Origin of the sequence: Burkholderia sp. 572 (assembly GCF_040545135.1) — a bacterium.
Lineage (GTDB): Bacteria > Pseudomonadota > Gammaproteobacteria > Burkholderiales > Burkholderiaceae > Burkholderia > Burkholderia cepacia.
On record NZ_JBEPLH010000008.1, the window covers coordinates 243,938 to 268,338 of the forward strand.

A 24,401-nucleotide genomic window follows, 5' to 3' on the forward strand; every position below is an offset into this window, starting at 1 on the left:
CCCGGTGTGCGGCGCAATCGCGAGCTACGGGCCGTTCAAGACGCCGTCGCTGCACGACACGTCGCAGCGAAGGGTGTTGTTCCGCAACGGCCGCTTCCACTCGCCGGAGGACGCGCAGCGCTTCTGCGTGCAGCGCGATACCGACCCCACGAAGGCGGCCAGCCGTCGCGTGTCGCCGTGACACGCACCCCACGCGACGGCTGCAACCGCCGCCGCGCCGTGCGCGCCCGCATTTGCCGGGTAATGCCGATACAGGTATTGGCACTACCAGCCAAACCACTGTTTTTAATGGGTTTTTTCGCGTGCGGCCCGCGCCGTGACGCGTTCTGCGTGGCATAATCGACCGCATCCGCAAGGCTTGTAGTCACAACGACCCCGCATACCATGGCACAGACTCTCTACGACAAACTGTGGAACACCCACGTGGTCCACACCGAGGAAGACGGCACGACTTTGCTCTACATCGACCGTCAGCTGCTGCATGAAGTCACGAGCCCGCAGGCATTCGAAGGGCTGAAGATCGCGCAGCGTCCGGTGTGGCGCATCAGCGCGAACCTGGCCGTGTCGGACCACAACGTGCCGACCACCGATCGCAGCCACGGCATCGCCGATCCCGTCTCGAAGCTGCAGGTCGACACGCTCGACGCGAACTGCGATGCGTTCGGCATCACGCAGTTCAAGATGAACGACGTGCGCCAGGGCATCGTCCACATCATCGGGCCGGAGCAGGGCGCGACGCTGCCGGGCATGACGATCGTGTGCGGCGATTCGCATACGTCGACGCACGGCGCGTTCGGCGCGCTCGCACACGGCATCGGCACGTCGGAAGTCGAGCACGTGCTCGCCACGCAAACCCTGCTGCAGAAGAAGAGCAAGAACATGCTCGTGAAGGTCGAGGGTGCGCTGCCGCGCGGCTGTACCGCGAAGGACATCGTGCTCGCGATCATCGGCAAGATCGGCACGGCCGGCGGCACGGGCTACGCGATCGAATTCGGCGGCTCGACGATCCGCGCGCTGACGATGGAAGGCCGCATGACCGTCTGCAACATGGCGATCGAAGCCGGCGCGCGCGCGGGCATGGTCGCGGTGGACGACACGACCATCGATTACCTGAAGGGCCGTCCGTTCGTGCCGACCGGCGCGGAATGGGATCAGGCCGTCGAATACTGGCGTCAGTTCAAGTCGGACGAAGGCGCGCAGTTCGATCGCGTGGTCGAGCTGAACGCGGCCGAGATCGTGCCGCAGGTCACGTGGGGCACGTCGCCGGAAATGGTCACGTCGATCGACGGTCGCGTGCCCGATCCCGAACGCGAGAAGGATCCGGTCAAGCGCGACGCGATGGAGCGTGCGCTGGCCTACATGGCGCTCGAGCCGAACACGCCGATCGAGTCGATCAAGGTCGACAAGATCTTCATCGGTTCGTGCACGAACGCGCGCATCGAGGACATCCGCGCAGCCGCTTACGTCGTGAAGAAGCTGAACCGTCGTGTCGCGTCGAACGTGCGCCTCGCGATGGTCGTGCCGGGCTCGGGCCTCGTGAAGGCGCAGGCCGAGCGCGAAGGGCTCGACAAGGTGTTCACGGACGCCGGCTTCGAATGGCGCGAGCCGGGCTGCTCGATGTGCCTCGCGATGAACGCCGACCGGCTGGATCCGGGCGAGCGCTGCGCGTCGACGTCGAACCGCAACTTCGAAGGCCGGCAGGGCGCGGGCGGTCGCACGCACCTCGTGAGCCCCGCGATGGCGGCGGCCGCGGCGATCGAAGGTCACTTCGTCGACATTCGCAAGCTGGGGTAACGCGTGACGGCATCGAAGGTCATAACGCGGCTGGTTGCCGCGCTGGCGCTTGCGGGGCTGGGCTTCGGCCTTGCGGGCTGCAATACCGTCCAGGGCTTCGGGCAGGACGTCAACGCCGCCGGCAATGCGCTGAAGCGCGCCGCGGAGTGACGATTCCCGCCGAGAATTTGTCGATGTGCGCCGGCTGAACGCCGGCCCTTCAACCGGATAGACGGATCATGGAAAAATTCATTGTGCATACCGGCGTCGTGGCGCCGCTCGATCGCGAGAACGTCGACACCGATGCGATCATCCCGAAGCAGTTTCTGAAGTCGATCAAGCGCACGGGCTTCGGTCCGAACGCGTTCGACGAATGGCGTTACCTCGATCACGGCGAGCCGGGTCAGGACAACTCGAAGCGCCCGCTGAATCCCGACTTCGTGCTGAACCAGCCGCGCTACCAGGGTGCATCCGTGCTGCTCGCGCGCAAGAACTTCGGCTGCGGCAGCTCGCGCGAGCACGCGCCGTGGGCACTGCAGCAGTACGGCTTCCGCGCGATCATCGCGCCGAGCTTCGCGGACATCTTCTTCAACAACTGCTACAAGAACGGGCTGCTGCCGATCGTGCTGACCGAGCAGCAGGTCGATCACCTGTTCAACGAGACGGCTGCGTTCAACGGTTTTCAACTGACGATCGACCTCGACGCGCAGGTCGTGCGTTCGGGCGACGGCCGCGAGTATCCGTTCGAGATCGCCGCGTTCCGCAAGTACTGCCTGCTGAACGGCTTCGACGACATCGGCCTCACGCTGCGCCACGCGGACAAGATTCGCCAGTTCGAGGCCGAGCGCCTCGTGAAGCAGCCGTGGCTCAATACCAAGCTGGTCGGCTGACGTGCCTTTCGGGCGGGCGCGCCGGCGGCGCGCTCGCCGGCCTGCCTCATAAAACCTATCCAGTCAGGAATTTCGCATGAAGATTGCAGTGCTGCCCGGCGACGGCATCGGTCCGGAAATCGTCAATGAAGCGGTGAAGGTGCTGAACGCACTCGACGAGAAGTTCGAACTCGAACAGGCGCCGGTTGGCGGCGCGGGCTACGAGGCAAGCGGTCATCCGCTGCCCGACGCGACGCTGAAGCTCGCGAAGGAAGCCGACGCGATCCTGTTCGGCGCCGTGGGCGACTGGAAGTACGACTCGCTCGAGCGCGCGCTGCGCCCCGAGCAGGCGATCCTCGGGCTGCGCAAGCATCTCGAGCTGTTCGCGAACTTCCGCCCGGCGATCTGCTACCCGCAGCTCGTCGATGCGTCGCCGCTGAAGCCCGAGCTGGTCGCGGGCCTCGACATCCTGATCGTGCGCGAACTGAACGGCGACATCTACTTCGGCCAGCCGCGCGGCGTGCGTGCCGCACCGGACGGCCTGTTCGCGGGCGAACGCGAAGGCTTCGACACGATGCGCTATTCGGAACCGGAAGTGCGCCGCATCGCGCACGTCGCGTTCCAGGCGGCCCGCAAGCGCGCGAAGAAGCTGCTGTCGGTCGACAAGGCGAACGTGCTCGAAACGTCGCAGTTCTGGCGCGACATCATGATCGAAGTGTCGAAGGAGTACGCGGACGTCGAGCTGTCGCACATGTACGTCGACAACGCGGCGATGCAGCTCGCGAAGGCGCCGAAGCAGTTCGACGTGATCGTCACCGGCAACATGTTCGGCGACATCCTGTCGGATGAAGCGTCGATGCTGACGGGCTCGATCGGCATGCTGCCGTCGGCGTCGCTCGACAAGAACAACAAGGGCCTGTACGAACCTTCGCACGGTTCGGCGCCGGACATCGCGGGCAAGGGCATCGCGAACCCGCTCGCGACGATCCTGTCGGCCGCGATGATGCTGCGTTACTCGCTGAATCGTGCGGAGCAGGCCGATCGCATCGAGCGCGCGGTGAAAACGGTGCTCGAACAGGGCTACCGCACGGGCGATATCGCGACGCCGGGTGGCAAGCAGGTCGGCACGACGGCGATGGGCGACGCGGTGGTCGCGGCGCTGTAACGCAAGCAAGTAGAAAGGGCGCGAACGGGCCGCGAAATCGGCCGGTTCGCGCGCGGTTGGCCGTTGTGCGGGCAACCGGCTTTGTGTAGACTCGAACGATGGCGCAAATTTCCCTGATCTCCCCGGTCTTGAAACTCCACGGCAACATTGCCCGTGCGGGTGCGCGCGCCATCGTCATCACGAAAACCATTACCACGAAAACGATCATTAAACGCTGATCGTCCGTCGTGCCCGCCTATTTCCCCGCGCGGTCACACCGGGGACGGAAATGGCGGGGAAGCTCCATCAAAGGGTTAGTCATGAACGTAGGTCTCGTAGGTTGGCGCGGCATGGTCGGCAGCGTCCTGATGCAGCGCATGCAGGAAGAGGGCGATTTCGACCTGATCGAACCGGTGTTTTTCAGCACCAGCAACACGGGCGGCAAAGCGCCGTCGTTCGCGAAAAACGAGACTACGCTCAAGGACGCGACCAACGTCGACGAGCTGAAGAAGTGCGATGTGATCATCACGTGCCAGGGCGGCGACTACACGAACGACGTGTTCCCGAAGCTGCGCGCGGCGGGCTGGAACGGCTACTGGATCGACGCGGCATCGTCGCTGCGGATGAAGGACGACGCGGTCATCATCCTCGATCCGGTCAACCTCGACGTGATCAAGGATGCGCTCGTCAAGGGCACGAAGAACTTCATCGGCGGCAATTGCACGGTCAGCCTGATGCTGATGGCGCTCGGCGGCTTGTTCCGCGAGAACCTCGTCGACTGGATGACGGCGATGACCTACCAGGCCGCATCGGGCGCGGGCGCGCAGAACATGCGCGAACTGCTGTCGCAGATGGGCACGCTGAACGGCGCGGTGAAGGAGCAGCTCGCCGATCCGGCATCCGCGATCCTCGACATCGACCGCCGCGTGCTGGCCGCGATGAACAGCGACGCGATGCCGACCAGCAACTTCGGCGTGCCGCTCGCCGGCTCGCTGATCCCGTGGATCGACAAGGATCTCGGCAACGGGATGTCGAAGGAAGAGTGGAAGGGCGGCGCGGAAACCAACAAGATCCTCGGCAAGCCGGCGATGGGCGAGCCGGGTTCGATCCCGGTCGACGGCCTGTGCGTGCGGATCGGCGCAATGCGCTGCCACTCGCAGGCTCTGACGATCAAGCTGAACAAGGACGTGCCGCTCGACGAGATCAACGGCATCCTCGCGTCGGCGAACGACTGGGTGAAGGTCGTGCCGAACGAGCGTGAAGCGTCGATGCGCGACCTGTCGCCGGCGAACGTCACGGGCACGCTGACGGTGCCGGTCGGCCGCCTGCGCAAGCTCGCGATGGGCGGCGAATACCTGTCGGCGTTCACGGTCGGCGACCAGCTGCTGTGGGGTGCGGCCGAGCCGCTGCGCCGCATGCTGCGCATCCTGCTCGACAAGTAAGCTCGTGTGTCCGGCCCGCGATGCGCGGGCCGCGTTGCACAAGATGGCGCGCCGCGCCGGCCTTGACGATATCAAGGCCGGCGCGGCGCGTTTTTCATGTGCGCGTCAGCGCATGTTCAGCAGCGTCTGGTCGACGGTCTGCTGGGTCTTGATCGTCTGCGCATTGGCCTGGTAATCGCGCTGCGCCTTGATCAGGTTCACCAGCTCGGTCGTCAGGTCGACGTTCGAGTTTTCCAGCGCACTTCCCTGCAGCGTGCCGTGGTTCGTGCTGCCCGGCGCGGAGATTTGCGGCACGCCCGACGCGGCGGTTTCCACATACTGATTGCCGCCAATGTTCTCGAGCCCGTTCGGGTTGTTGAAGTTCGCGAGCGCGATCAGGCCGAGCACCGCGCTCTGGCCGTTCGAATAATTGCCGGTCAGCTTGCCGTCGGTGCCGATCGAGAACGTCGTCAGCGTGCCGCTCGCGAAGCCGTCTTGTGCGAGGTTGGTCACGCCGCTTTTTCCGCCGAACTGCGTCGTGCCGCCCAGGTCGAGCGTCAGGTTCTGCGGATTGGCGCCGCCCGACGCGTTGGGGATCGAAAACGCGAACTGACCGAGGCTCGGCGTCGGCTGGCCGGTGGCGGCCGACGTCGTCGAGGTGATCCGGCCCGATGTGTCGAACGTGACGGTGCCGAGATTCGTCGGCGTCTGGCCCTGCACCCCCGCGTAGGCCTGCCAGGTGCCGGCCGCGTTCTTCGTGAAATACATCGACACCTGCTGCGAGCCGCCGAGCGTGTCGTAGACCTGGATCGACGAATTGTAGTTGTACGTGGTGTTGTCGCCTGGGTTGAACGGCGTCTTGGCCGGCACCTTGTCCTGCGAGTTCAGGTTGAACTGGCCGGTGATCTTCGTCGTCGCCTGCGGGGCGATGTTGTTGGTCGGCGCCTGCAGCGGCACGGTCGCCGCGGTATTGATCGCGCCGCCCGGGCCTGCCGCATAGCCCATCAGGTTGCGGTTTTGCGAATCGACGATGGCGCCGCTCTTGTCCCGGTGGAATACGCCGTCACGCGAGTACGTCGTCACGCCGTTGTTCGACATCTGGAAGAAGCCGTTGCCGTTGATCGCGATGTCGAGCGACGACTTCGTCGTGTTGATCGTCCCCTGGCCGAATTGCTGCTGCACCGACGCGAGCCGCGTGCCGATGCCGATCTGCGTGTTGGTCGACGTCGCAACCGAATTCGCGTACATGTCGGCGAAGTTCGCGCGCCCCTGCTTGAAGCCGACCGTGTTTGCGTTCGCGATGTTGTTGCCGATCACGTCGAGATGGTTCGCCGCGCCGGCCAACCCGCTCAAACCCTGTTGATAGCCCATGTTCGATCCCCGTAACGAGCTGGTGAGTAGATGCAGTCGTGCGACTGCGCGATGCCTCCCTGGCACCTCACGACGTCAGCCTGGCCAGGCGCGTGCCTGCCTTTCCGGCAGGTGTGTACGCGGTGGTCGAACTGCGCCGATTCTTGTTTGAAGACGATCGTAGCGACGGCAATTATTCGATCTGTGTAATTTTGTGTAATGTAATTGGATTGTTGTCGAAATGATTGATTTCGTATGAGCAATGAAACTGGGATGAGGCTTGAAAGCCTTGTGGGGCGGGGGTTTGAGGATGGATATGTCAAATTCGACGATAAGAGAGGGAAATTGGCCTCTTATCGATCAATTGAAATTTATTTGAATTGTTTTGGTGATCGGCAGGATTTGTTTTTATTGGAGATTGCTAATCCATTAACGGCAGGTGGCGCGATTTATTGAGCAAACGTGCCCGATTTCGCGGTCGTGGCGCAGCATCGAGCCCCGGAGTGGGCAGGGCGCCGGGTGAGCGGCAAGGGGCGCGCCATTCGTTCGGGACGGGATGCGGCCGGGCATCTTTCAGTTGAGGGAGGTGTGCTTCCGATCAATCGGGAACGCTGGTCGCGCCGTGTGAACCCGGGCATCGGAGCGGCCCGGCCGGCGGGCGCGCGGACGCGCGAACGCGGCCGGTTGCACCCATCGGCGACGAATTCGGCCCGAACCCGATCACGTGAAGTAAACTACGCGGTTACGACGCACAGACCCGCCGAAAGCGTCGCGTTCAACGCGACGCTTTTGCATTTCTGCGGCAACTTTATTGACGCTTTCAACCGCGAATCCGAGCCGCGCCCACGCGCGGCGATAGAGCCAACGATGTCCCGAATTTCCTTGTTTCCGCGTCAGTCCCGTCTGTCGCGCGCCGTGCGTGGCGCGCTGGCGATCCTGGCGCTCGGCGCAACCGCATCGGCCTGGGCGGCCGGCACCGGCGAACTGCCGGCGTCCGCTGCCGGTGGTGCAGTGCCGCTTACCGTGACGGTCCAGCCCGGCCAGTCGCTGAACGACATCGCGAAAGCGGCCACGCAGTCGCGCGATCCCGGTGTGCTCGCGCGCGCCGGCCGCGCGCTGTTCGACGCCAATCCGCAGGCGTTCATGAAGCACGACGCGAGCCGCCTGAAAGTCGGTGCGACGCTGACCGTGCCGGCGCTCGATGCGACAGGCGCGGCACTCGCACCGGCCGCTGCATCCGCTGCATCCGGTACATCGGGTACGGCGGCAGCTTCCGCTCCCGCGGCGGCATCCGGCGGCACGGCGGTCGCGCAGCATGGTGCGTCGGCGCCCCATCCGGGGTCGACCCCGGCGGCGACCGTGCCGTCCGCGCCGGTGGCGCCGGCCATGCATGCGGCTCCGGTGAGCGGCGCGAGCGTCGCGACGGCCGCCGGTGCGGCGGCGTCGCTCGGCGCTTCGGCGGCACACGGCGCATCGGCCGTCGAAAGCGTGCAGCCGGCGGCGCCCGTTGCCGGTGCAAGCGGTCCGCATGTGTGGAGCGGTGCGATCCAGTCGGTGCCGTCGTCCGCGAGCGGTGCCGCGCTTCCGCCTGTTGCGGGCAGCCAGGTTTCGGGCATGAACGAACCGGCCGCGGCTGCGCCCGCGACGGGCGCGTCGCAGCCCCGGCCGTCGAGCCTGCAGCAACTGCTGGCGCTGAAGAACCGCGTGCTGATGGAGTTGCAGAAGCACGGCATCGGCAAGCCGGCCACGACGAACGAGGTCGCGCCGGCGCCCGTGCCGGCACCTGTCGCACCGCGTCCGGCCGCGAACGATACGGGCGCATCCGCTGCCGCGCCGGCGGCAAGTGAAGCCGCGTCCGGCGTTGCTGCCAGCGCAGCGCAGCCGGCATCGGTATCGGCGCCCGCGCAACCGGCCGCGCCGGTGGCGGCACCTGCGCGCAGTACCGGGCAGATGGACTGGCGTCCGGCCGCGGTGGCCGGTGCGGCCGTGATCGTCCTCGCCGCAGGTTTTGCGTGGCGCAAGCGCCGGAAGGGCCGGCGCGCGGAAGAAACGGGTGATGCGGGTACGAGCGCGACGGCTGCTGCGGTCGTCGCGGGCGGGTCCGCGGCTGCGGCGGCAGAAACCGAAGCCGCGCCGTCCGTCGAGCCGGAGCTGCCGATCCGGCCCGAGATGCCGGTCGCACGCGACGCGGCTTCCGATTTGAGCCTTGCCGCGGCCACTGCCGCAGCGGCGGAGACGGTCGAGACGCCTGATACGGATGTGCCGTCGGCGCTGGAAGTGGTGCCGCCGCATGACGAGCAGCCCGAATTGCCGGCCGTGCACGCCGTAGTGCCGACCGCGAGCGAGGCGGCTCCGGCTCCGCACGATACCGAGCCGGTAGAGAAGATCGCTGCCGAAAAGCCCGCGGAACAGCCTGCCGAGACGCCGATCGCCCCCGCGGCCACCGAAACGCAGCACGAGGCGCTGATGCAGAACGCGATCAGCGCGCTCAACAGCCTCGACATGCCGCTGCCGCCGCGCACGCAGGACGAGCCGTCGCTGGCGACGGACGAGTCTGCCGCGCAGGCAAGGCAGTCCGACACCGATAAAGTCGCAACTAACGGTCAAGCCGACCCGCGCCTTCCGATTGGCGCGATCGCTCCGGCCCGCGAACATCCGGCCGATCAGGACGACGAGTTCGATTGGGATCCGGACGCGGCGACGCCTGCCGGCCAGGTGGGCAGCCCGTTCGCGACGTCGTCGCTGCCGCCGCTCGGCGGCGCGCAGTTCGGTGCACTGAAGCTCGACTTCGATCTGGACCTGCCGTCGACGCCGGGCGCCGCGTTGCCGGCGCTGACGCCGGACGAACTCGCCCGCATCGCGCGCAACAAGCTCGACCTCGCGACCGAATACGTCGAGCTGGGCGACCTGTCCGGCGCACGGACGCTGCTGCAGGAAGTGGTCGACGCGAACGACACCGCGACGCGCGACGATGCGCGTGCGCTGCTCGCGAAACTGGCGGACGAGGCGTGATGCGGATCGCGCTTGGCATTCAGTACGACGGCGCGGCGTTCTGCGGCTGGCAGGCGCAGCCGCACGGCAAGACCGTGCAGGATCGGCTCGAGCACGCGCTGGCCGAGTTCGCGCGCGTGCCGCTGCATACGACGGTGGCCGGGCGGACCGACACGGGCGTGCACGGGCTCGGGCAGGTCGTGCATTTCGATACCGACCTGGATCGCGAGGTGTTCTCGTGGGTGCGCGGGACCAACGCGTTTCTGCCGCCGACCGTGGCGGTGCAATGGGCGAAGCCGATGCCGGAGACGTTTCACGCGCGTTTCTCGGCGTTCGAGCGCACCTATTACTACGCGCTGTACGTGCATCCCGTGCGCTCGCCGATGCTGGCGGGGCGCGCGGGCTGGATCCATACGCCGCTCGACGATGACGCGATGCGCGCCGCCGCCGCGCACCTGATCGGCGAGCACGACTTCTCGTCGTTCCGGTCGTCGGAATGCCAGTCGAAGACGCCGGTCAAACACCTGTACCAGATCGACGTGCGGCGCGTGGGCCATTTCATTCATTTCCGGTTCCGCGCCAACGCGTTCCTGCACCACATGGTGCGCAACCTGATGGGCTGCCTCGTCGCGGTCGGCCGCGGCCGCTATCCGGCCGACTGGCTTGCCGACGTGCTGGCCGGGCGCGACCGTAATCTCGCGGCGCCCACGTTCATGGCCGACGGGCTGTACCTCGCCCACGTCGGCTACCCGGCGGAATTCGCCGTCCCGCCCGCGCAGCTCGGCAGCGTGCCGTGGAGCAGCGTCTGGGCCGACCTGGACCCTCAACCATGACGGATCACGCCGTGTCTCCTTCGACTCCCGCCGCGGCCGGCCTGCCGCCGCGCACGCGCATCAAGCTGTGCGGCCTGTCGCGCCCCGAGGACGTGCTGCACGCGGCGGCGCTCGGCGCCGACGCGATCGGTCTCGTGTTCTACCCGAAAAGCCCGCGCGCGGTGACGATCGCGCAGGCGGCCGAGCTGGCGCGCCTCGCGCCGCCGTTCGTGTCGGTGGTCGGGCTGTTCGTGAATGCGACCGAAGCCGAGATCGAGGCCGTCGTGCGCGACGTGCCGCTCACGCTGCTGCAGTTCCATGGCGACGAGACGCCCGGGCAGTGCGACGCCCTCGGCCGCGCGGCACGCCTGCCGTGGTTGCGCGCGGTGCGCGTCGGCCCCTCGACGCAGCCGGCCGATTTGGTAGAATCGGCACTTCATTATTCGAAAGCGCGCGGCCTCCTGTTCGACACCCTGGTGCCGGATTACGGCGGTAGCGGCAAGGTCTTCGATTGGTCTCTTATTCCCGCAGAGCTCGCGCATCGGGCCGTTTTGAGTGGTGGCTTGAGCGCGCAAAACGTCGGTGATGCGATTCGCCAGTTGCGCCCGTTTGCTGTCGATGTCTCGAGTGGCATCGAAGTGGAGGGCGCGAAGGGCGTGAAGGATCACGCCCGGATGGCGGCGTTCGTACGCGCGGTGCGCGAAGCGGACGCCGGGTGATGCAAGCCGGCGCGGCCCCGAAAGCGGGGCGCCCCGACCGATCGAGAGAGACACCATGTACAACCTTCCTGATGACCGCGGCCACTTCGGCCCGTATGGCGGCGTGTTCGTCGCCGAGACGCTGATTCACGCGCTGGACGAACTGCGCGCGGCGTATGAAAAATTCCAGAACGATCCCGATTTCGTCGCCGAATTCGAGCGCGAGCTGAAGCATTTCGTCGGCCGCCCGTCGCCGATCTATCACGCGCAGCGCTGGAGCGAGACGCTCGGCGGCGCGCAGATCTACCTGAAGCGCGAAGACCTGAACCACACGGGCGCGCACAAGATCAACAACGTGATCGGCCAGGCGCTGCTCGCGAAGCGCATGGGCAAGAAGCGCGTGATCGCCGAGACGGGCGCCGGCCAGCACGGCGTCGCGACCGCGACGATCTGCGCCCGCTTCGGGATGGAGTGTGTCGTCTACATGGGCTCGGAAGACGTGCGCCGCCAGGCCGCGAACGTCTACCGGATGAAGCTGCTTGGAGCTACGGTCGTGCCGGTCGAATCGGGTTCGCGCACGCTGAAGGACGCGCTGAACGAAGCGATGCGCGACTGGGTCACGAACATCGAAAGCACGTTCTACATCATCGGCACGGTCGCGGGCCCGCACCCGTACCCGATGATGGTGCGCGACTTCCAGCGCGTGATCGGCGACGAATGCAAGGTGCAGATGCCCGAGCTCGCGGGCCGGCAGCCGGACGCGGTGATCGCCTGCGTCGGCGGCGGCTCGAACGCGATGGGCATCTTCTATCCGTACATCGACGACACGTCGGTGCAGCTGATCGGCGTCGAAGCGGCCGGCGACGGCCTCGACACGGGGCATCACGCGGCGTCGCTGATCGCCGGCAGCCCGGGCGTGCTGCACGGCAACCGTACCTATCTTCTGCAGGACGACAACGGCCAGATCATCGAGACGCATTCGGTGTCGGCGGGCCTCGACTATCCGGGCGTCGGCCCCGAGCACGCATGGCTGAAGGACAGCGGCCGCGCACAGTACGTCGGTATTACCGACGAGGAAGCGCTGAAGGCGTTCCACGACTGCTGCCGGATCGAGGGGATCATTCCCGCGCTCGAGTCGAGCCACGCGATCGCGTATGGCGTGAAGCTCGCGCCGACGTTGCCGAAGGACAAGATCCTGCTCGTCAACCTGTCGGGCCGCGGCGACAAGGACATGCACACGGTCGCCGAGCGATCGGGCATCGAGCTCTGACCCCGACCGATGCGTGACCTGATCGAAGAACCGGGCGGCGGTGCCGCGAGCGAGGCGGGGGCGGTTCAGCCCGCCGCCGCCGTGCCGCGCGCGCTGCCGTCCGGGATCGAACTGCACAACCGCGATTTCCTGACCGATGCCGCGCACCTGCCGGACGCGTCGATCGACCTGATCGTCGCCGATCCGCCGTACGGGCTCGGCAAGGACTACGGCAACGACTCGGACAAGCGTTCGGGCGACGACTTTCTCGCGTGGACGCGCGAGTGGCTCGAGCTCGCGATTCCGAAGCTGAAGCCGAGCGGGTCGATGTACATCTTCTGCACGTGGCAGTACGCGCCGGAAATCTTCAGTTTCCTGAAGACGCAACTCACGATGGTCAACGAGATCATCTGGGACCGGCGCGTGCCGAGCATGGGCGGCACGACGCGCCGTTTCACGTCGGTGCACGACAACATCGGCTTTTTCGCGGTTTCCAGGGCGTATTACTTCGATCTCGATCCGGTCCGCATCCCGTACGACGCCGACACGAAGAAGGCCCGCTCGCGCAAGCTGTTCGAAGGCAGCAAGTGGCTGGAGATGGGCTACAACCCGAAGGACGTCTGGTCGGTCTCGCGCCTGCACCGGCAGCACGCGGAGCGCGTCGACCATCCGACCCAGAAGCCGCTGGAAATCATCGAGCGGATGGTGCTCGCAAGCTGCCCGCCGGGCGGCCGCGTGCTCGATCCGTTCATGGGCAGCGGCACGACCGCGGTGGCCTGCGCACGGCAGGGGCGCGACTTCGTCGGCTACGAGATCAACGAAAGCTATTGTGCGATCGCGCACGAGCGCGTGAGCGCGCTCGCTGCGCCGGCGTGCGCGTGAATCGCGCCGCCGCCTCGCCGAAGCATTGAGGAAAAATTGCCATGTCCCGTATTCAGCAAACCTTCGCCGCGCTCGCCGAACAAGGCCGTAAGGGCCTGATCCCGTTCATCACGGCCGGCGATCCCGATCCCGCGAAAACCGTCGAATTCATGCACGCGCTCGCCGAAGGCGGCGCGGACGTGATCGAACTCGGCGTGCCGTTCTCGGACCCGATGGCCGACGGCCCCGTGATCCAGCGCTCGTCGGAACGCGCGCTCGCGCGCGGCGTCACGCTGAAAAGCGTGCTCGCCGACGTGAAGCGCTTTCGCGAAACCGACCCCAAAACGCCCGTCGTGCTGATGGGTTATGCGAACCCGATCGAGCGGATGGGCGTCGATGCGTTCGCGGCCGAAGCGCAGGCGGCCGGTGTCGACGGTGTGCTCGTCGTCGACTATCCGCCGGAAGAGGCGGGCGTGTTCGCCGAGAAAATGCGCGCCGCGCAGATCGATCCGATCTTCCTGCTCGCGCCCACGTCGACCGACGAACGTATCGCCGACGTCGGCAAGATCGCGAGCGGCTACGTGTATTACGTGTCGCTCAAGGGCGTGACCGGCGCAGGAAATCTGGATGTTTCGAGCATTGCGGGTAAAATCCCGGCCATCAAGTCGCGCGTGCCGGTTCCGGTCGGCGTCGGCTTCGGTATCCGCGACGCCGAAACGGCGCGCGCGGTGGCCGAGGTGTCGGACGCGGTCGTGATCGGCAGCCGCCTCGTGCAGCTGCTCGAAAGCGCTGCGCCGGAGGGTGCCGCCGCCGCGCTGAAGACTTTCATTGCCGAGCTGCGCGCCGCCCTGGACGGCGCGGGCAAGACGGCGCGATAAACACAACACAGGAAGCGGGAACGGGCCGGTCGGCCCGGCCCGCCACGGAATAGGAAACCATACGATGAGCTGGCTCGACAAACTGTTGCCGCCGAAGATCAAGCAGACCGACCCGAAAAGCCGCAAGGGCATTCCGGAAGGCCTGTGGGTCAAGTGCCCGTCCTGCGAGGCCGTGCTGTACCGCAACGACGTGGATGCGAACCTGCACGTGTGCCCGAAGTGCGATCACCACATGCGCATCGGTGCGCGTGAGCGCCTCGACGGGCTGCTCGATCCGGAAGGCCGTTATGAAATCGGTCAGGAAGTCGTGCCGGTCGACACGCTGAAGTTCAAGGACAGCCGCAAGTACCCCGATCGTCTGAAGGAAGCGATGGACGACACGGGCGAGACCGACGCGATGGTCGTGATGGGCGGTGCGATCCACACGCTGCCGGTGGTCGCGGCCTGCTTCGAGTTCTCGTTCATGGGCGGCTCGATGGGCTCGGTGGTCGGCGAGCGCTTCGCACGCGGCGCGCAGAACGCGCTCGAACAGCAGGTGCCGTTCATCTGCTTCACCGCTTCGGGCGGTGCACGGATGCAGGAAAGCCTGCTGTCGCTGATGCAGATGGCGAAAACCACCGCGATGCTGACCAAGCTGGCCGAAGCGAAGCTGCCGTTCATTTCGGTGCTGACCGACCCGACGATGGGTGGCGTGTCGGCGAGCTTTGCATTCCTCGGCGACGTCGTGATCGCCGAACCGAAGGCGCTGATCGGCTTCGCCGGCCCGCGCGTGATCGAGCAGACGGTCCGCGAGAAGCTGCCGGAAGGCTTCCAGCGCGCCGAATTCCTGATCAAGACGGGCGCGATCGACATGATCGTCGACCGTCGCAAGATGCGCGACGAGATCGCGCAACTGCTCGCGCTGCTGCAGCGACAGCCGGCCGACGCGCTGGCTTGACCGGCGCAAGGTTGTGAACTCTGCGCGTCGCCTGGCTTCCGCGTCAGGCGACGCGCTTCGTTTTTTGGCGTAGTGGCGGTACCGATCCAGATTTGAACCGATGAGCACTTTTCCCACTCTCGACGCGTGGCTTTCGCATCTCGAACGCGCGCACCCGGTCGGCATCGACATGGGCCTGACCCGCATCGGGCAGGTCAAGGCGGCGCTGCAACTCGAATTCACGTGCCCCGTCATTACCGTCGGCGGCACGAACGGCAAGGGGTCGACCTGCGCGTTCCTCGAGACGATCCTCGTGCGCGCGGGCTACAAGGTCGGCTGCCACACGTCGCCGCACCTGCTCGAATTCAACGAGCGCGCGCGCGTGAACGGGCAGAACGTCACCGATGACGAACTGCTGCCGCACTTCGAGGCCGTCGAAGCCGCGCGCACGTCGTTGCCCGAGCCCGTGTCGCTCACGTACTTCGAATTCACGACGCTTGCGATCCTGCACCTGTTCGCGTCGCGCGGGCTGGACGCGGTGATCCTCGAAGTCGGCCTCGGCGGCCGGCTCGACGCGGTCAACATCATCGATACCGATTGCGCGATCGTCACGAGCATCGACATCGACCACACCGAATACCTCGGCGACACGCGCGAGAAGATCGCGTTCGAGAAGGCCGGGATCTTCCGTGCCGGCAAGCCGGCGATCTGCGGCGATCCGGCCGCGCCGCAAACGCTGATCGACCACGCGGAAGCGATCGGCGCCGACCTGTGGCTCGTCGGCCGCGATTTCCGCTACGAGGCGCAGGCGGGCGCGGAGCGCCAGCAGTGGAGCTACCTCGGTCGCGAGAAGCGCTATCCGGCGCTGGCGTACCCGGCGCTGCGCGGCGCGAATCAGCTGATCAATGCATCGGCCGCGCTCGCCGCGCTCGAGGCGCTGCGCCCGTTGCTGCCGGTGTCGGCGCAGGACATCCGGCTCGGCCTCGCGAACGTCGAGCTTCCCGGGCGCTTCCAGGTGCTGCCCGGCAAGCCGGCGATCGTGCTCGACGTCGCGCACAACCCGCATGCATCGGCCGTGCTCGAGCAGAATCTCGGCAACATGGGTTTCTTCCCGTACACGTACGCGGTGTTCGGCGCGATGCACGACAAGGACATCGACGGCGTGCTGCAGCACCTGAAGGGCGAGATCGACCACTGGTGCGTGACCGACCTGCCGCTGCCGCGTGCGGCCACCGCCGAGCAGCTCGAAGCCGCGCTGCGCAAGGCCGGCGTGGAGGACGGGCCCGATTCGAGCGTCACGCGTTACACGTCGCCCGCCGAAGCGTTTCGCGATGCACTAAAAAGAGCATCCGAGAATGATAGAATCGTGGTTTTCGGCAGTTTCCATACGGTTGCCGGCGTGCTGGCCTACCGTAAATCGCAGCAACACTGACTGACGGGCAGTTTCGGACTCAGCCATTCATGGGAATTTTCTCGTTCGGCAAGAAAGACGACGACGCGCCCCCGCGGCGCGGCGGTCGCACCGGGGCCTCCCGGAACGTGCGCACGGAGCGCACTGAACGCGTCGAGCGACGCTCGCGCCGCACCGAGCGTCCGGAATCGGACGCACTGCTCCTCGATCCGACCCTTCCAGAAAAGCAACGTGCGCGCCGTCGCCTCGTCGGCGCGATCGCGCTCGTCGTCGCCGCGGTGATCGTGCTGCCGATGGTGCTCGATTCGCACCCGAAGCCGGTCACCGACGACATCGCGATCGACATCCCGAACCGGCCCGCGCACCAGGCGGTCGCGCCGCGCGACGACGATGTGTCCGACGTGCAGGCCGGCGTCGCGCATGACGAACCGCCGGCATCCGACACGGCCGTTGCGGCCGCACCGGCGCCCGCGCCGAAGGATGCCGCCAAGCCGGCCGCGAAACCCGATACCACGACCACGGCGAGCGTGACGCCGCAGAAGCCTGCGCCGAAACCGGCTGCGCCCGCGGCGAAGCCGGCTGCGCCGAAGCCCGCACCCGCGGCCGTCGCGAATGCCGACGCCGCGAGCCCGGACAGCGGCGACGTGTCGTCGCCGTCGTCGCCGGCCGGTGCGCGCTTCGCGGTGCAGCTCGGGTCGTTCAAGGATGACGCGACGGCCCGTTCGTGGGCCACCAAGTTGAAATCGGCGGGCGTGCCCGCATATGTCGAGCATCGCAAGCAGTCGGATGGCAGCACGGCTACACTGTTGCGTGCAGGCCCGTTCGCGGATCGCGCGGCGGCTTCCGCCGCGATCGCGAAGGTGCGCGAAGCCGGTCTGACGCAGTAACGCACGATGCTGACGGCTTTCGACTACGCTGTATTGGCGGTGATCGTGTTGTCGGCGCTACGCGGTGCGTGGCGCGGCTTCGTGTCCGAGATTTTCGGGCTGATCGGCTGGATCGCGGCGATCGTGATCGCGGGCCGCTACGTCGGATTGGTCGTACCGTATATTCCGGCGAACTGGCCGGGCGGTGCGCTGACGCAGTGGGTGATCGCTTTCGCGTTGGTCGTGATCGGCGTGGTGCTGGTCGCCGGCGTCGCGAACGCGCTGCTGTCGCGGATCGCGCAGGCCAGTGGCCTGGGCGGCGTCGACCGCTCGCTGGGCATGATGTTCGGGCTCGTCCGCGGCTGCGTGCTGGTGGTGCTGCTGGTCGCGGCGGCCGGGCTGACCGAACTGCCCAAACAGGATTTCTGGCGCAATGCGCTATTGCGTCCTTTCGCCGAACAGGGCGTGCACGAGCTGAAGCAGCTCCTGCCCGACGGCATGGCCCAGTACGTACGCGTGTGACGACGCGGCTGGGCAGGACGGAACCGATTTTGTCATTCTGAAGGACATGCCATGTGCGGCATCGTAGGCGTTATCTCCCAATCCCCTGTCAACCAGCTGATCTATGACAGCCTGCTGCTGCTGCAGCATCGCGGTCAGGACGCGGCGGGCATCGCGACGGCGGACGGCAGCAATTTCCACATGTACAAGGCGAACGGCATGGTGCGCGACGTGTTCCGCACGCGCAACATGCGCAGCCTGCCCGGCACCTACGGCATCGGCCAGGTGCGCTACCCGACCGCCGGCTCGGCGTCGAGCGAAGCCGAGGCGCAGCCGTTCTACGTGAACGCGCCGTTCGGGATCATCCTCGCGCACAACGGCAACCTGACGAACTGGCAGCAACTGAAGGACGAGATGTTCCGGATCGACCGCCGGCACATCAACACCAATTCCGACAGCGAAGTGCTGCTCAACGTGTTCGCGCACGAGCTGCAACTGTCGACCACGGGCCTCGAGCTCGATCCGGCTTCGGTGTTCAAGGCCGTCTCGGGCGTGCATCGCCGCCTGCAGGGTTCGTATGCGATCGTGTCGCTGATCGCCGGCTACGGCCTGCTCGCGTTCCGCGACCCGTTCGGCATCCGCCCGCTCTGCATCGGCAAGCTCGAGACCGAGCACGGCACCGAATGGATGGTCGCGTCGGAGTCGGTCGCGGTCGAAGGCATCGGTTTCGAATTCGTGCGCGACCTGGAGCCGGGCGAAGCGGTCTTCATCGACAAGGCCGGCAACTTCCACAGCCAGCAGTGCGCGGAGAACCCGACGCTGAACCCGTGCATGTTCGAATACGTGTACCTCGCGCGTCCGGATTCGTGCCTCGACGGCGTGCCGGTCTACAACGTGCGCCTGCGCATGGGCGACTATCTCGCCGAGAAGATCAAGCGCGAACTGCCGAACGTGCCGATCGACGTCGTGATGCCGATTCCCGATTCGTCGCGCCCGGCCGCGATGCAGGTCGCCGCGAAGCTCGGCGTCGAGTACCGCGAAGGCTTCTTCAAGAACCGCTACGTCGGCCGCACCTTCATCATGCCGGGCCAGGCCGTGCGCAAGAAGTCGGTGCGCCAGAAGCTCAATGCGATGAGCATCGAGTTCAAGGACAAGAACGTGCTGATCGTCGACGATTCGATCGTGCGCGGCACGACCTCGCATGAAATCGTGCAGATGGCGCGCGATGCGGGCGCGAAGTCGGTGATCTTCGCGTCGGCCGCGCCGCCCGTGAAGTTCCCGAACGTGTACGGCATCGACATGCCGACGCGCGGCGAGCTCGTCGCACACGGCCGCACCGACGAAGACGTCGCCAAGATCATCGGCGCCGACCACCTGATCTACCAGGACGTCGACGACCTGCGCCGCGCGGTGCGCGACATCAACCCGAAGCTCGAACGCTTCGAGGCGTCGTGCTTCGACGGCAACTACATCACCGGCGACGTGACGCCCGAGTATCTCGATGCGATCGAGCGCGCGCGCCTCACGCCGGCGTCGCAGGCCGATCGCGATACGGCCGGCGACACCGAACGTTCGCAGATGAACCTGCAGCTGTCGGTCGAGTGACACCGGCGCACGCTTTTATCGAGGCGTGATAGGATGTGGCCTTGCGTCGATTTGATATCAGCTTGCGGACGCGGGGCGACTTCCCAAAACAGCTAAAGCGAAGGCCGGTGGCAACCGGCCCGAGTCGATCGCTGTCGTACCGCACCGAAGCCCGCTGATGCCGACGCATAGCGGGCTTTTTGTTTTTTGGCCTGGTTTTGATCTGGCCTGCGCGATGCGCGTGGCCATCGGATACGGAAAACGGAACATGGACGACTCCCTCAACTTCGACACGCTTGCCGTGCGCGCGGGCACGCTGCGCAGCGACTTCAACGAGCACTCGGAAGCGCTGTTCCTCACGTCGAGCTTCTGCTTCCAGAGCGCGGCCGACGCGGCCGAGCGCTTCGCGAATTCGGAAGACTATTTCACCTATTCGCGTTTCACGAACCCGACCGTCACCATGTTCCAGGAGCGCCTCGCGGCGCTCGAGGGCGGCGAGGCGTGCATCGCGACGGCATCCGGGATGGCCGCGATCATGTCGGTCGTGATGTCCGCGCTGCAGGCCGGCGACCACCTGGTCAGCTCGCGCAGCCTGTTCGGCTCGACGCTAGGGATGTTCTCGCAGATCTTCAGCAAGTTCGGGATCACGACGACCTTCGTCGACCCGACGGACCTGAACGCGTGGAAGGAAGCCGTGCGTCCGGAAACGAAGATGTTCTTCCTCGAGACGCCGTCGAACCCGCTGACCGAACTCGCCGACATCGAGGCGATCGGCAAGATCGCGAAGGCATCGAACGCGCTGTTCGTCGTCGACAACTGTTTCTGCAGCCCGGTGCTGCAGCAGCCGCTGAAGCTCGGCGCGGATGTCGTGATGCACTCGGCGACGAAATTCCTCGACGGCCAGGGCCGCGTACTTGGCGGCGCGCTGGTCGGCTCGAAGGAATTCATCATGGGCAAGGTGTTCCCGTTCGTGCGCAGCGCGGGCCCGACGCTGTCGGCGTTCAACGCGTGGGTGCTGCTGAAGGGGATGGAGACGCTGTCGCTGCGCGTCGAGAAGCAATCGGCGAACGCGCTGGAGATCGCGCGCTGGCTCGATTCGCATCCGGCCGTCGCGCGCGTGTTTCATCCGGGCCTCGAATCGCACCCGCAGCACGAACTCGCGAAGCGTCAGCAAAAGGCGGGCGGGGCGATCCTGTCGTTCGAGCTGAAGGGCGACACGCCCGAACAGCAGCGCGCGAATGCATGGCGCGTGATCGACAACACGAAGCTGATCTCGATCACCGGCAACCTCGGCGACACGCGTACGACCATCACGCATCCGGCGACCACCACGCATGGCCGCATCACGCCGGAGGCGCGCGCGGCAGCGGGGATCAGCGAAGGGCTGATCCGCCTGTCGGTGGGCCTCGAGGATGCGGGCGACCTGCGCAAGGATCTCGCGCGCGGGCTGGAAGGCTGAGCGCGGCACGTCACGCATGTCGTGACGTGATCCGACGTGACGATGGACGAAGGGCCGTTCGCGCAAGCGAGCGGCCCTTCGTTTTGGGTGCCGATGAAATCGCGCGGCTTACCCGGTGCGATCTTCGTTGGTGTGCGTGTCGTTGCGCATCGCCTCCACCATCCACCGCAGCGTGTCGTCGAGCGGCGTGACGGGCAGCTCGCCCACCGCGCGCCGCAGCTTGTCGCGCGACCCGGACAGGCTCTTCACCTCGTTGTGCCGCACGAAACGCGGATCGATCGTCACGTCGATCACGTATCCGGCGATACGCGACAGCATCGCCAGCACTTCCTTCAGCGAATACGCGCGCTCCGAGCACACGTTGAACGTCTCGCCGGCCGGCGCGGCTTCGACCAGCTTCAGGTACGCGGCCGTCACGTCGCGCACGTCGGAGAAATCGCGGCTCACGTCGAGGTTGCCGAGCGAGATCCGCGGGGCGTTGCGCGCGTAGTGCGCGACGAGCTTCGGCAGCAGGTACGCATCGCTCTGGCCGACACCCGTGTAGTTGAACGGCCGCGCGATCACGATCGGCAGACGGTCGGCCCACAGTTTCGCCGCGTATTCCATCGCGAGCTTGCTGACCGCATAGTCGTTCGCCGGGGCGGGGGCGACGGTTTCGTCGAGCACGCCGGCGGTCGAATTGCCGTAGATGTTCGCGCTGCTGGCGAGCAGCACGGCCGACGGGCGGCGGTCGAGGCCCGCAAGCGCGGCCAGCAGGTTGCGGGTGCCGACGATGTTGACCGCGTAGGTTTCCGACGGCTCGTCCTGCGCGACATGCGCGCGCGCGGCGAGATGCACGACCGCATCGGGCCGGGCGTCGGCGGCCGCCGCGCGCAGCGCCTGTGCGTCGAGCAGGTCGACGGGCAGCAGCGTGCAGTGCGCGAAGGCCGGATCGTCGGGGCGCGCCGCGCCGGGCGCGACCGTGCCCCAGACCTCATAGCCGGCCGCCTGCAGGCGCTCGGCCATGTAGCGGCCCGTGAAGCCCGTCAGGCCGGTGACAAATGCACGGCGCGACGGGCGTCCGGCTTCAGAACGTGTCATGGTGTTGATTCCGCGTCAAATCGGCTTCGACCATCATCTGGCAAAGTTGTTCGAGCGTCGTCTTCGGTTCCCAGCCGAGCTTGGACCTGGCCTTGTCGGCGCAGCCGATCAGCAGGTCGACCTCGGCAGGGCGATAGAACTTCGGGTTCACTTCCACGAGCACGTTGCCGTTCGACGCGTCGAGGCCGCGTTCCTGTTCGCCCTTGCCGGTCCATTCGATCTGGTAGCCGGCCGCCGCGAACGCCATCCGCACGAAATCGCGCACGGTCTCGGTGCGGTTGGTCGCGAGCACGTAGGTGTCGGGTTCGTCGGCCTGCAGCATGCGCCACATGCCTTCGACATATTCAAGTGCAAAACCCCAGTCGCGCTTCGCGTCGAGGTTGCCGAGCTCGAGGCGGGTCGCCTTGCCGAGCTTGATCTTCGCGATGGTGTCGGTGATCTTGCGCGTGACGAACTCGCGGCCGCGCAGCGGCGATTCGTGGTTGAACAGGATGCCGCTGCTGCCGAACAGGCCGTACGACTCGCGGTAGTTCACCGTCATCCAGTGCGCGTACAGCTTCGCGACGCCGTACGGGCTGCGCGGATAGAACGAAGTCGCTTCCGTCTGCGGGATCGACTGCACCTTGCCGAACATCTCCGACGTCGACGCCTGGTAGAAGCGCGTCTTCGGGCTCACGACGCGAATCGCCTCGAGCAGGTTCAACGGACCCAGGCCGGTCACTTCGGCGGTCGTCGCCGGCTGGTCGAACGACACGCCGACGAAGCTCTGCGCGGCGAGGTTGTACAGCTCGTCGGGCTGCGTGCGTTCGAGCAGGCGCAGGCTCGAGCCGGCGTCGGTCAGGTCGTGTTCGACGAGCGTGAGGTTCGGGTGCGTGTCGACGCCGAGCTCGGCGATGCGCCAGAAATTCACCGAGCTGGTGCGGCGGTAGGTGCCCGTGACCTCGTAGCCCTTGTCGAGCAGCAGCTTGGTCAGGTAGGCGCCGTCTTGCCCCGAGATCCCGGTGATGATGGCCTTCTTGCGAGTTTGGCTCATGACGTTGTCCTGGTAGAAACGATGGAGGGTGAAAGTCAGGCGGTCGTGCCGGCGGCGGCCGGCAGCGCACGGCGTGCGGGGCCGCGCGTCAGGCGCCGTTCGAAGCCGTACCAGCTCAGGGTCGCGTACGCGAGCGTGATCGCGAGCGCCAGCGCGGCCGTGACGAAGCGGTTCAGGTGCAGCGGCCACAGCGCGTACAGCACGCTGAGGTGGATCAGGTACACGGTGTAGCTGACGGTGCCCACGTAGACGAGCATCGGGTTCGTCAGCACGCGCTGCACGAGGCCGCGGCCGCGCAGCGCGATCACGACGATCGACGTGCACAGCAGCAGCGAGATGCTGTAGAGCGCGGCGTTCGACAGCGGCGTGTTCGCGGCGCGGAAACGCGGGAACGACAGGTGCAGCCAGCCGAGGATCGCGAGCGACACGAGCGCGCCGACGATCGCGAGCGGATAGAACGGTTCCAGCGCGCGCCGGTCGCGGCGCAGCACGATCGCGAGCAGCGCGCCGGCGGCGAGCAGGTCCATCCGGAACGGCGTCAGGTAGTAGATCGGCCAGAACGAGTCGAACCACGGCGTCGCGATCGCGCGCAGCACGGGGGCCGCGACGATCAGCGCGGCGGCGATCCACAGCAGCGCGCGCTCCGAGCACCACAGCACGACGAACGGCCAGAAGATGTAGAACTGCTCCTCGACCGCGAGCGACCACAGCACGTTCAGGCTGTCGTGGCCGATGCTGCCGAGCGACAGCCCGATGTTGGTCGAGAAGAACGCGAACCACGGCCAGTGCGGCAGCCAGCCCGCACCGAACAGGGTTGTCGACACCACCAGCAGCAACACGTACGGCGGCAGGATGCGGCGCACGCGGCGTGCGTAGAAGTGGCTGAAGTACGACTGCCCGCGCGCCTTGCGATCGAGCAGGATGCCGGTGATCAGCAGGCCGCTCAGCACGAAGAACAGGTCGACGCCCATCCACAGCGGCGCCTTCAGCGCGTGCTGCAGGAACACGGCGCCCACCGCGATCGCGCGCAGCCCGTCGAGCTGCACGATGCGGCCGTGTTGCGGCGGGGTGGGGGCCGCGGGTCGCGAGAGGCCCGTCATCGCGCCGCTCCTTCGCGACGCGCGGCCTGAGCCGGGGTGAGTCGCACATCCGATGCGTAAACGTGAACGTAATGCATGCCATTAAATGAAATATCGAATCGAAATCGATTCTAGGGAAAAGAAATCGGCAAAAAAACGCGCGTCATTTATCCGACGACAAACATTCAAATGCCGGTTATTTCGGTCGCGCGATGAACGGTCGCCGCCCGGGAGGCCCCGCCAGGCGGTGAAAAGCGGCATTTTCTACAGACTGGAAAGCGAAACGCGGTCGTAATTGCCGTTTTCGGGTGTCTTTGCGCGTCTGTTCCGGTTCGATATTTCAGGCGGAAACATCCCCAAATATTTCCAAATTTCTTGTGATTATTTTTGCTTGTAACCTGCATCGCGACGTTTGAAACCCATTTA

Annotated in this window: 24 protein-coding genes; 20 read left to right on the forward strand and 4 right to left on the reverse strand. The window is 66.3% G+C overall.

Annotated elements, in window-relative coordinates:
- The first annotated feature begins 4 nt into the window (after positions 1 to 4).
- The 7 genes from ABIC51_RS17480 (at position 5) to asd (ending at position 5,228) form a co-directional block, all read left to right on the forward strand.
- Complete coding sequence (locus ABIC51_RS17480; RefSeq protein ID WP_226112630.1) at positions 5 to 181, forward strand: hypothetical protein; 177 nt, start codon at positions 5 to 7, stop codon at positions 179 to 181.
- A gap of 203 nt (positions 182 to 384) precedes the next feature.
- Complete coding sequence (gene leuC / locus ABIC51_RS17485; protein ID WP_021158716.1) at positions 385 to 1,794, forward strand: 3-isopropylmalate dehydratase large subunit; 1,410 nt, start codon at positions 385 to 387, stop codon at positions 1,792 to 1,794.
- A gap of 3 nt (positions 1,795 to 1,797) precedes the next feature.
- Complete coding sequence (locus ABIC51_RS17490) at positions 1,798 to 1,944, forward strand: entericidin A/B family lipoprotein (RefSeq protein WP_027791137.1); 147 nt, start codon at positions 1,798 to 1,800, stop codon at positions 1,942 to 1,944.
- A 68-nt stretch (positions 1,945 to 2,012) separates the two neighbouring features.
- Positions 2,013 to 2,663, forward strand: coding sequence for a 3-isopropylmalate dehydratase small subunit (leuD, locus tag ABIC51_RS17495; RefSeq protein WP_027791138.1), 651 nt, complete (start codon positions 2,013 to 2,015; stop codon positions 2,661 to 2,663).
- A gap of 76 nt (positions 2,664 to 2,739) precedes the next feature.
- Positions 2,740 to 3,807, forward strand: a complete 1,068-nt coding sequence (leuB, locus tag ABIC51_RS17500) for a 3-isopropylmalate dehydrogenase (protein WP_175898076.1) — start codon at positions 2,740 to 2,742, stop codon at positions 3,805 to 3,807.
- A gap of 98 nt (positions 3,808 to 3,905) precedes the next feature.
- On the forward strand, positions 3,906 to 4,025 hold the full coding sequence (locus ABIC51_RS17505; protein WP_021158720.1) for a hypothetical protein: 120 nt from the start codon (positions 3,906 to 3,908) through the stop codon (positions 4,023 to 4,025).
- 81 nt (positions 4,026 to 4,106) lie between these two features.
- A complete protein-coding gene (asd, locus tag ABIC51_RS17510) occupies positions 4,107 to 5,228 on the forward strand; it encodes an aspartate-semialdehyde dehydrogenase (RefSeq protein ID WP_027791140.1) in 1,122 nt (373 codons plus the stop codon).
- Between the two features lie 105 nt (positions 5,229 to 5,333).
- On the opposite strand, the gene flgE is transcribed toward asd, so the two are convergent.
- Positions 5,334 to 6,578 carry a flagellar hook protein FlgE gene (gene flgE / locus ABIC51_RS17515; protein WP_048022078.1) on the reverse strand — a complete coding sequence of 415 codons (1,245 nt, stop codon included), beginning with the start codon at positions 6,576 to 6,578 and terminating at the stop codon, positions 5,334 to 5,336.
- A 234-nt stretch (positions 6,579 to 6,812) separates the two neighbouring features.
- On the opposite strand from flgE, the gene ABIC51_RS17520 reads away from it, so the two are divergent.
- From ABIC51_RS17520 to ABIC51_RS17580, 13 genes are all read left to right on the forward strand, one after another.
- Positions 6,813 to 7,013 carry a hypothetical protein gene (locus tag ABIC51_RS17520; protein WP_354006568.1) on the forward strand — a complete coding sequence of 67 codons (201 nt, stop codon included), beginning with the start codon at positions 6,813 to 6,815 and terminating at the stop codon, positions 7,011 to 7,013.
- A gap of 411 nt (positions 7,014 to 7,424) precedes the next feature.
- The gene (locus tag ABIC51_RS17525) at positions 7,425 to 9,569 is read left to right on the forward strand and encodes a motility hub landmark protein FimV (RefSeq protein ID WP_354006569.1); all 2,145 of its coding nucleotides are present in this window, start codon (positions 7,425 to 7,427) and stop codon (positions 9,567 to 9,569) included.
- The gene (gene truA, locus ABIC51_RS17530; protein ID WP_027791143.1) at positions 9,569 to 10,381 is read left to right on the forward strand and encodes a tRNA pseudouridine(38-40) synthase TruA; all 813 of its coding nucleotides are present in this window, start codon (positions 9,569 to 9,571) and stop codon (positions 10,379 to 10,381) included. The genes ABIC51_RS17525 and truA overlap by 1 nt, the downstream gene beginning before the upstream one ends.
- On the forward strand, positions 10,378 to 11,079 hold the full coding sequence (locus tag ABIC51_RS17535; RefSeq protein WP_027791144.1) for a phosphoribosylanthranilate isomerase: 702 nt from the start codon (positions 10,378 to 10,380) through the stop codon (positions 11,077 to 11,079). Before truA ends, ABIC51_RS17535 begins: the two co-directional genes overlap by 4 nt.
- A 55-nt stretch (positions 11,080 to 11,134) precedes the next feature.
- Positions 11,135 to 12,328: a tryptophan synthase subunit beta gene (gene trpB / locus ABIC51_RS17540; RefSeq protein ID WP_027791145.1), complete on the forward strand. Its 1,194-nt coding sequence runs from the start codon at positions 11,135 to 11,137 to the stop codon at positions 12,326 to 12,328.
- A 9-nt stretch (positions 12,329 to 12,337) separates the two neighbouring features.
- Complete coding sequence (locus ABIC51_RS17545) at positions 12,338 to 13,189, forward strand: DNA-methyltransferase (protein ID WP_027791146.1); 852 nt, start codon at positions 12,338 to 12,340, stop codon at positions 13,187 to 13,189.
- Between the two features lie 41 nt (positions 13,190 to 13,230).
- Entirely contained in the window at positions 13,231 to 14,046 is an 816-nt protein-coding gene (gene trpA / locus ABIC51_RS17550) for a tryptophan synthase subunit alpha (protein ID WP_027791147.1), read from the forward strand.
- Between the two features lie 64 nt (positions 14,047 to 14,110).
- The gene (gene accD, locus ABIC51_RS17555; protein WP_021158729.1) at positions 14,111 to 14,983 is read left to right on the forward strand and encodes an acetyl-CoA carboxylase, carboxyltransferase subunit beta; all 873 of its coding nucleotides are present in this window, start codon (positions 14,111 to 14,113) and stop codon (positions 14,981 to 14,983) included.
- A 100-nt stretch (positions 14,984 to 15,083) separates the two neighbouring features.
- Positions 15,084 to 16,394: a bifunctional tetrahydrofolate synthase/dihydrofolate synthase gene (folC, locus tag ABIC51_RS17560; RefSeq protein ID WP_027791148.1), complete on the forward strand. Its 1,311-nt coding sequence runs from the start codon at positions 15,084 to 15,086 to the stop codon at positions 16,392 to 16,394.
- Positions 16,395 to 16,423: 29 nt separating this feature from the next.
- Positions 16,424 to 17,260 (forward strand): SPOR domain-containing protein, encoded by an 837-nt coding sequence (locus ABIC51_RS17565; protein WP_354006570.1) that lies wholly within the window; start codon positions 16,424 to 16,426, stop codon positions 17,258 to 17,260.
- Between the two features lie 6 nt (positions 17,261 to 17,266).
- Entirely contained in the window at positions 17,267 to 17,761 is a 495-nt protein-coding gene (locus ABIC51_RS17570) for a CvpA family protein (RefSeq protein ID WP_006491262.1), read from the forward strand.
- 51 nt (positions 17,762 to 17,812) lie between these two features.
- Positions 17,813 to 19,345, forward strand: a complete 1,533-nt coding sequence (purF, locus tag ABIC51_RS17575) for an amidophosphoribosyltransferase (RefSeq protein WP_027791150.1) — start codon at positions 17,813 to 17,815, stop codon at positions 19,343 to 19,345.
- A gap of 247 nt (positions 19,346 to 19,592) precedes the next feature.
- Complete coding sequence (locus ABIC51_RS17580) at positions 19,593 to 20,783, forward strand: O-succinylhomoserine sulfhydrylase (protein ID WP_027791151.1); 1,191 nt, start codon at positions 19,593 to 19,595, stop codon at positions 20,781 to 20,783.
- Between the two features lie 108 nt (positions 20,784 to 20,891).
- Here ABIC51_RS17580 and ABIC51_RS17585 read toward each other — a convergent pair whose 3' ends face one another.
- Genes ABIC51_RS17585 through ABIC51_RS17595 form a run of 3 tightly spaced genes read right to left on the reverse strand, consistent with a single transcriptional unit; the run spans position 20,892 to position 23,996 of the window.
- A complete protein-coding gene (locus ABIC51_RS17585; protein ID WP_124672959.1) occupies positions 20,892 to 21,863 on the reverse strand; it encodes an NAD-dependent epimerase/dehydratase family protein in 972 nt (323 codons plus the stop codon).
- Positions 21,850 to 22,896: a GDP-mannose 4,6-dehydratase gene (gene gmd, locus ABIC51_RS17590; RefSeq protein ID WP_027791153.1), complete on the reverse strand. Its 1,047-nt coding sequence runs from the start codon at positions 22,894 to 22,896 to the stop codon at positions 21,850 to 21,852. Before gmd ends, ABIC51_RS17585 begins: the two co-directional genes overlap by 14 nt.
- Positions 22,897 to 22,931: 35 nt before the next feature.
- On the reverse strand, positions 22,932 to 23,996 hold the full coding sequence (locus ABIC51_RS17595; protein ID WP_027791154.1) for an acyltransferase family protein: 1,065 nt from the start codon (positions 23,994 to 23,996) through the stop codon (positions 22,932 to 22,934).
- Positions 23,997 to 24,401: the final 405 nt, after the last annotated feature.

What these genes read in the sequence shown, in the direction of transcription:
- ABIC51_RS17525 (WP_354006569.1), top strand. Translation starts at nt 7,425, where the DNA reads ATGTCCCGAATTTCCTTGTTTCCGCGTCAGTCCCGTCTGTCGCGCGCC.
- trpA (WP_027791147.1), top strand. Translation starts at nt 13,231, where the DNA reads ATGTCCCGTATTCAGCAAACCTTCGCCGCGCTCGCCGAACAAGGCCGT.
- folC (WP_027791148.1), top strand. Translation starts at nt 15,084, where the DNA reads ATGAGCACTTTTCCCACTCTCGACGCGTGGCTTTCGCATCTCGAACGC.
- trpB (WP_027791145.1), top strand. Translation starts at nt 11,135, where the DNA reads ATGTACAACCTTCCTGATGACCGCGGCCACTTCGGCCCGTATGGCGGC.
- purF (WP_027791150.1), top strand. Translation starts at nt 17,813, where the DNA reads ATGTGCGGCATCGTAGGCGTTATCTCCCAATCCCCTGTCAACCAGCTG.
- asd (WP_027791140.1), top strand. Translation starts at nt 4,107, where the DNA reads ATGAACGTAGGTCTCGTAGGTTGGCGCGGCATGGTCGGCAGCGTCCTG.
- ABIC51_RS17520 (WP_354006568.1), top strand. Translation starts at nt 6,813, where the DNA reads ATGAGCAATGAAACTGGGATGAGGCTTGAAAGCCTTGTGGGGCGGGGG.
- ABIC51_RS17585 (WP_124672959.1), bottom strand. Translation starts at nt 21,863, where the DNA reads ATGACACGTTCTGAAGCCGGACGCCCGTCGCGCCGTGCATTTGTCACC.
- ABIC51_RS17545 (WP_027791146.1), top strand. Translation starts at nt 12,338, where the DNA reads ATGCGTGACCTGATCGAAGAACCGGGCGGCGGTGCCGCGAGCGAGGCG.
- leuC (WP_021158716.1), top strand. Translation starts at nt 385, where the DNA reads ATGGCACAGACTCTCTACGACAAACTGTGGAACACCCACGTGGTCCAC.
- accD (WP_021158729.1), top strand. Translation starts at nt 14,111, where the DNA reads ATGAGCTGGCTCGACAAACTGTTGCCGCCGAAGATCAAGCAGACCGAC.
- truA (WP_027791143.1), top strand. Translation starts at nt 9,569, where the DNA reads ATGCGGATCGCGCTTGGCATTCAGTACGACGGCGCGGCGTTCTGCGGC.
- leuD (WP_027791138.1), top strand. Translation starts at nt 2,013, where the DNA reads ATGGAAAAATTCATTGTGCATACCGGCGTCGTGGCGCCGCTCGATCGC.
- ABIC51_RS17565 (WP_354006570.1), top strand. Translation starts at nt 16,424, where the DNA reads ATGGGAATTTTCTCGTTCGGCAAGAAAGACGACGACGCGCCCCCGCGG.
- ABIC51_RS17580 (WP_027791151.1), top strand. Translation starts at nt 19,593, where the DNA reads ATGGACGACTCCCTCAACTTCGACACGCTTGCCGTGCGCGCGGGCACG.
- ABIC51_RS17505 (WP_021158720.1), top strand. Translation starts at nt 3,906, where the DNA reads ATGGCGCAAATTTCCCTGATCTCCCCGGTCTTGAAACTCCACGGCAAC.
- ABIC51_RS17595 (WP_027791154.1), bottom strand. Translation starts at nt 23,996, where the DNA reads ATGACGGGCCTCTCGCGACCCGCGGCCCCCACCCCGCCGCAACACGGC.
- gmd (WP_027791153.1), bottom strand. Translation starts at nt 22,896, where the DNA reads ATGAGCCAAACTCGCAAGAAGGCCATCATCACCGGGATCTCGGGGCAA.
- flgE (WP_048022078.1), bottom strand. Translation starts at nt 6,578, where the DNA reads ATGGGCTATCAACAGGGTTTGAGCGGGTTGGCCGGCGCGGCGAACCAT.
- leuB (WP_175898076.1), top strand. Translation starts at nt 2,740, where the DNA reads ATGAAGATTGCAGTGCTGCCCGGCGACGGCATCGGTCCGGAAATCGTC.
- ABIC51_RS17535 (WP_027791144.1), top strand. Translation starts at nt 10,378, where the DNA reads ATGACGGATCACGCCGTGTCTCCTTCGACTCCCGCCGCGGCCGGCCTG.
- ABIC51_RS17570 (WP_006491262.1), top strand. Translation starts at nt 17,267, where the DNA reads ATGCTGACGGCTTTCGACTACGCTGTATTGGCGGTGATCGTGTTGTCG.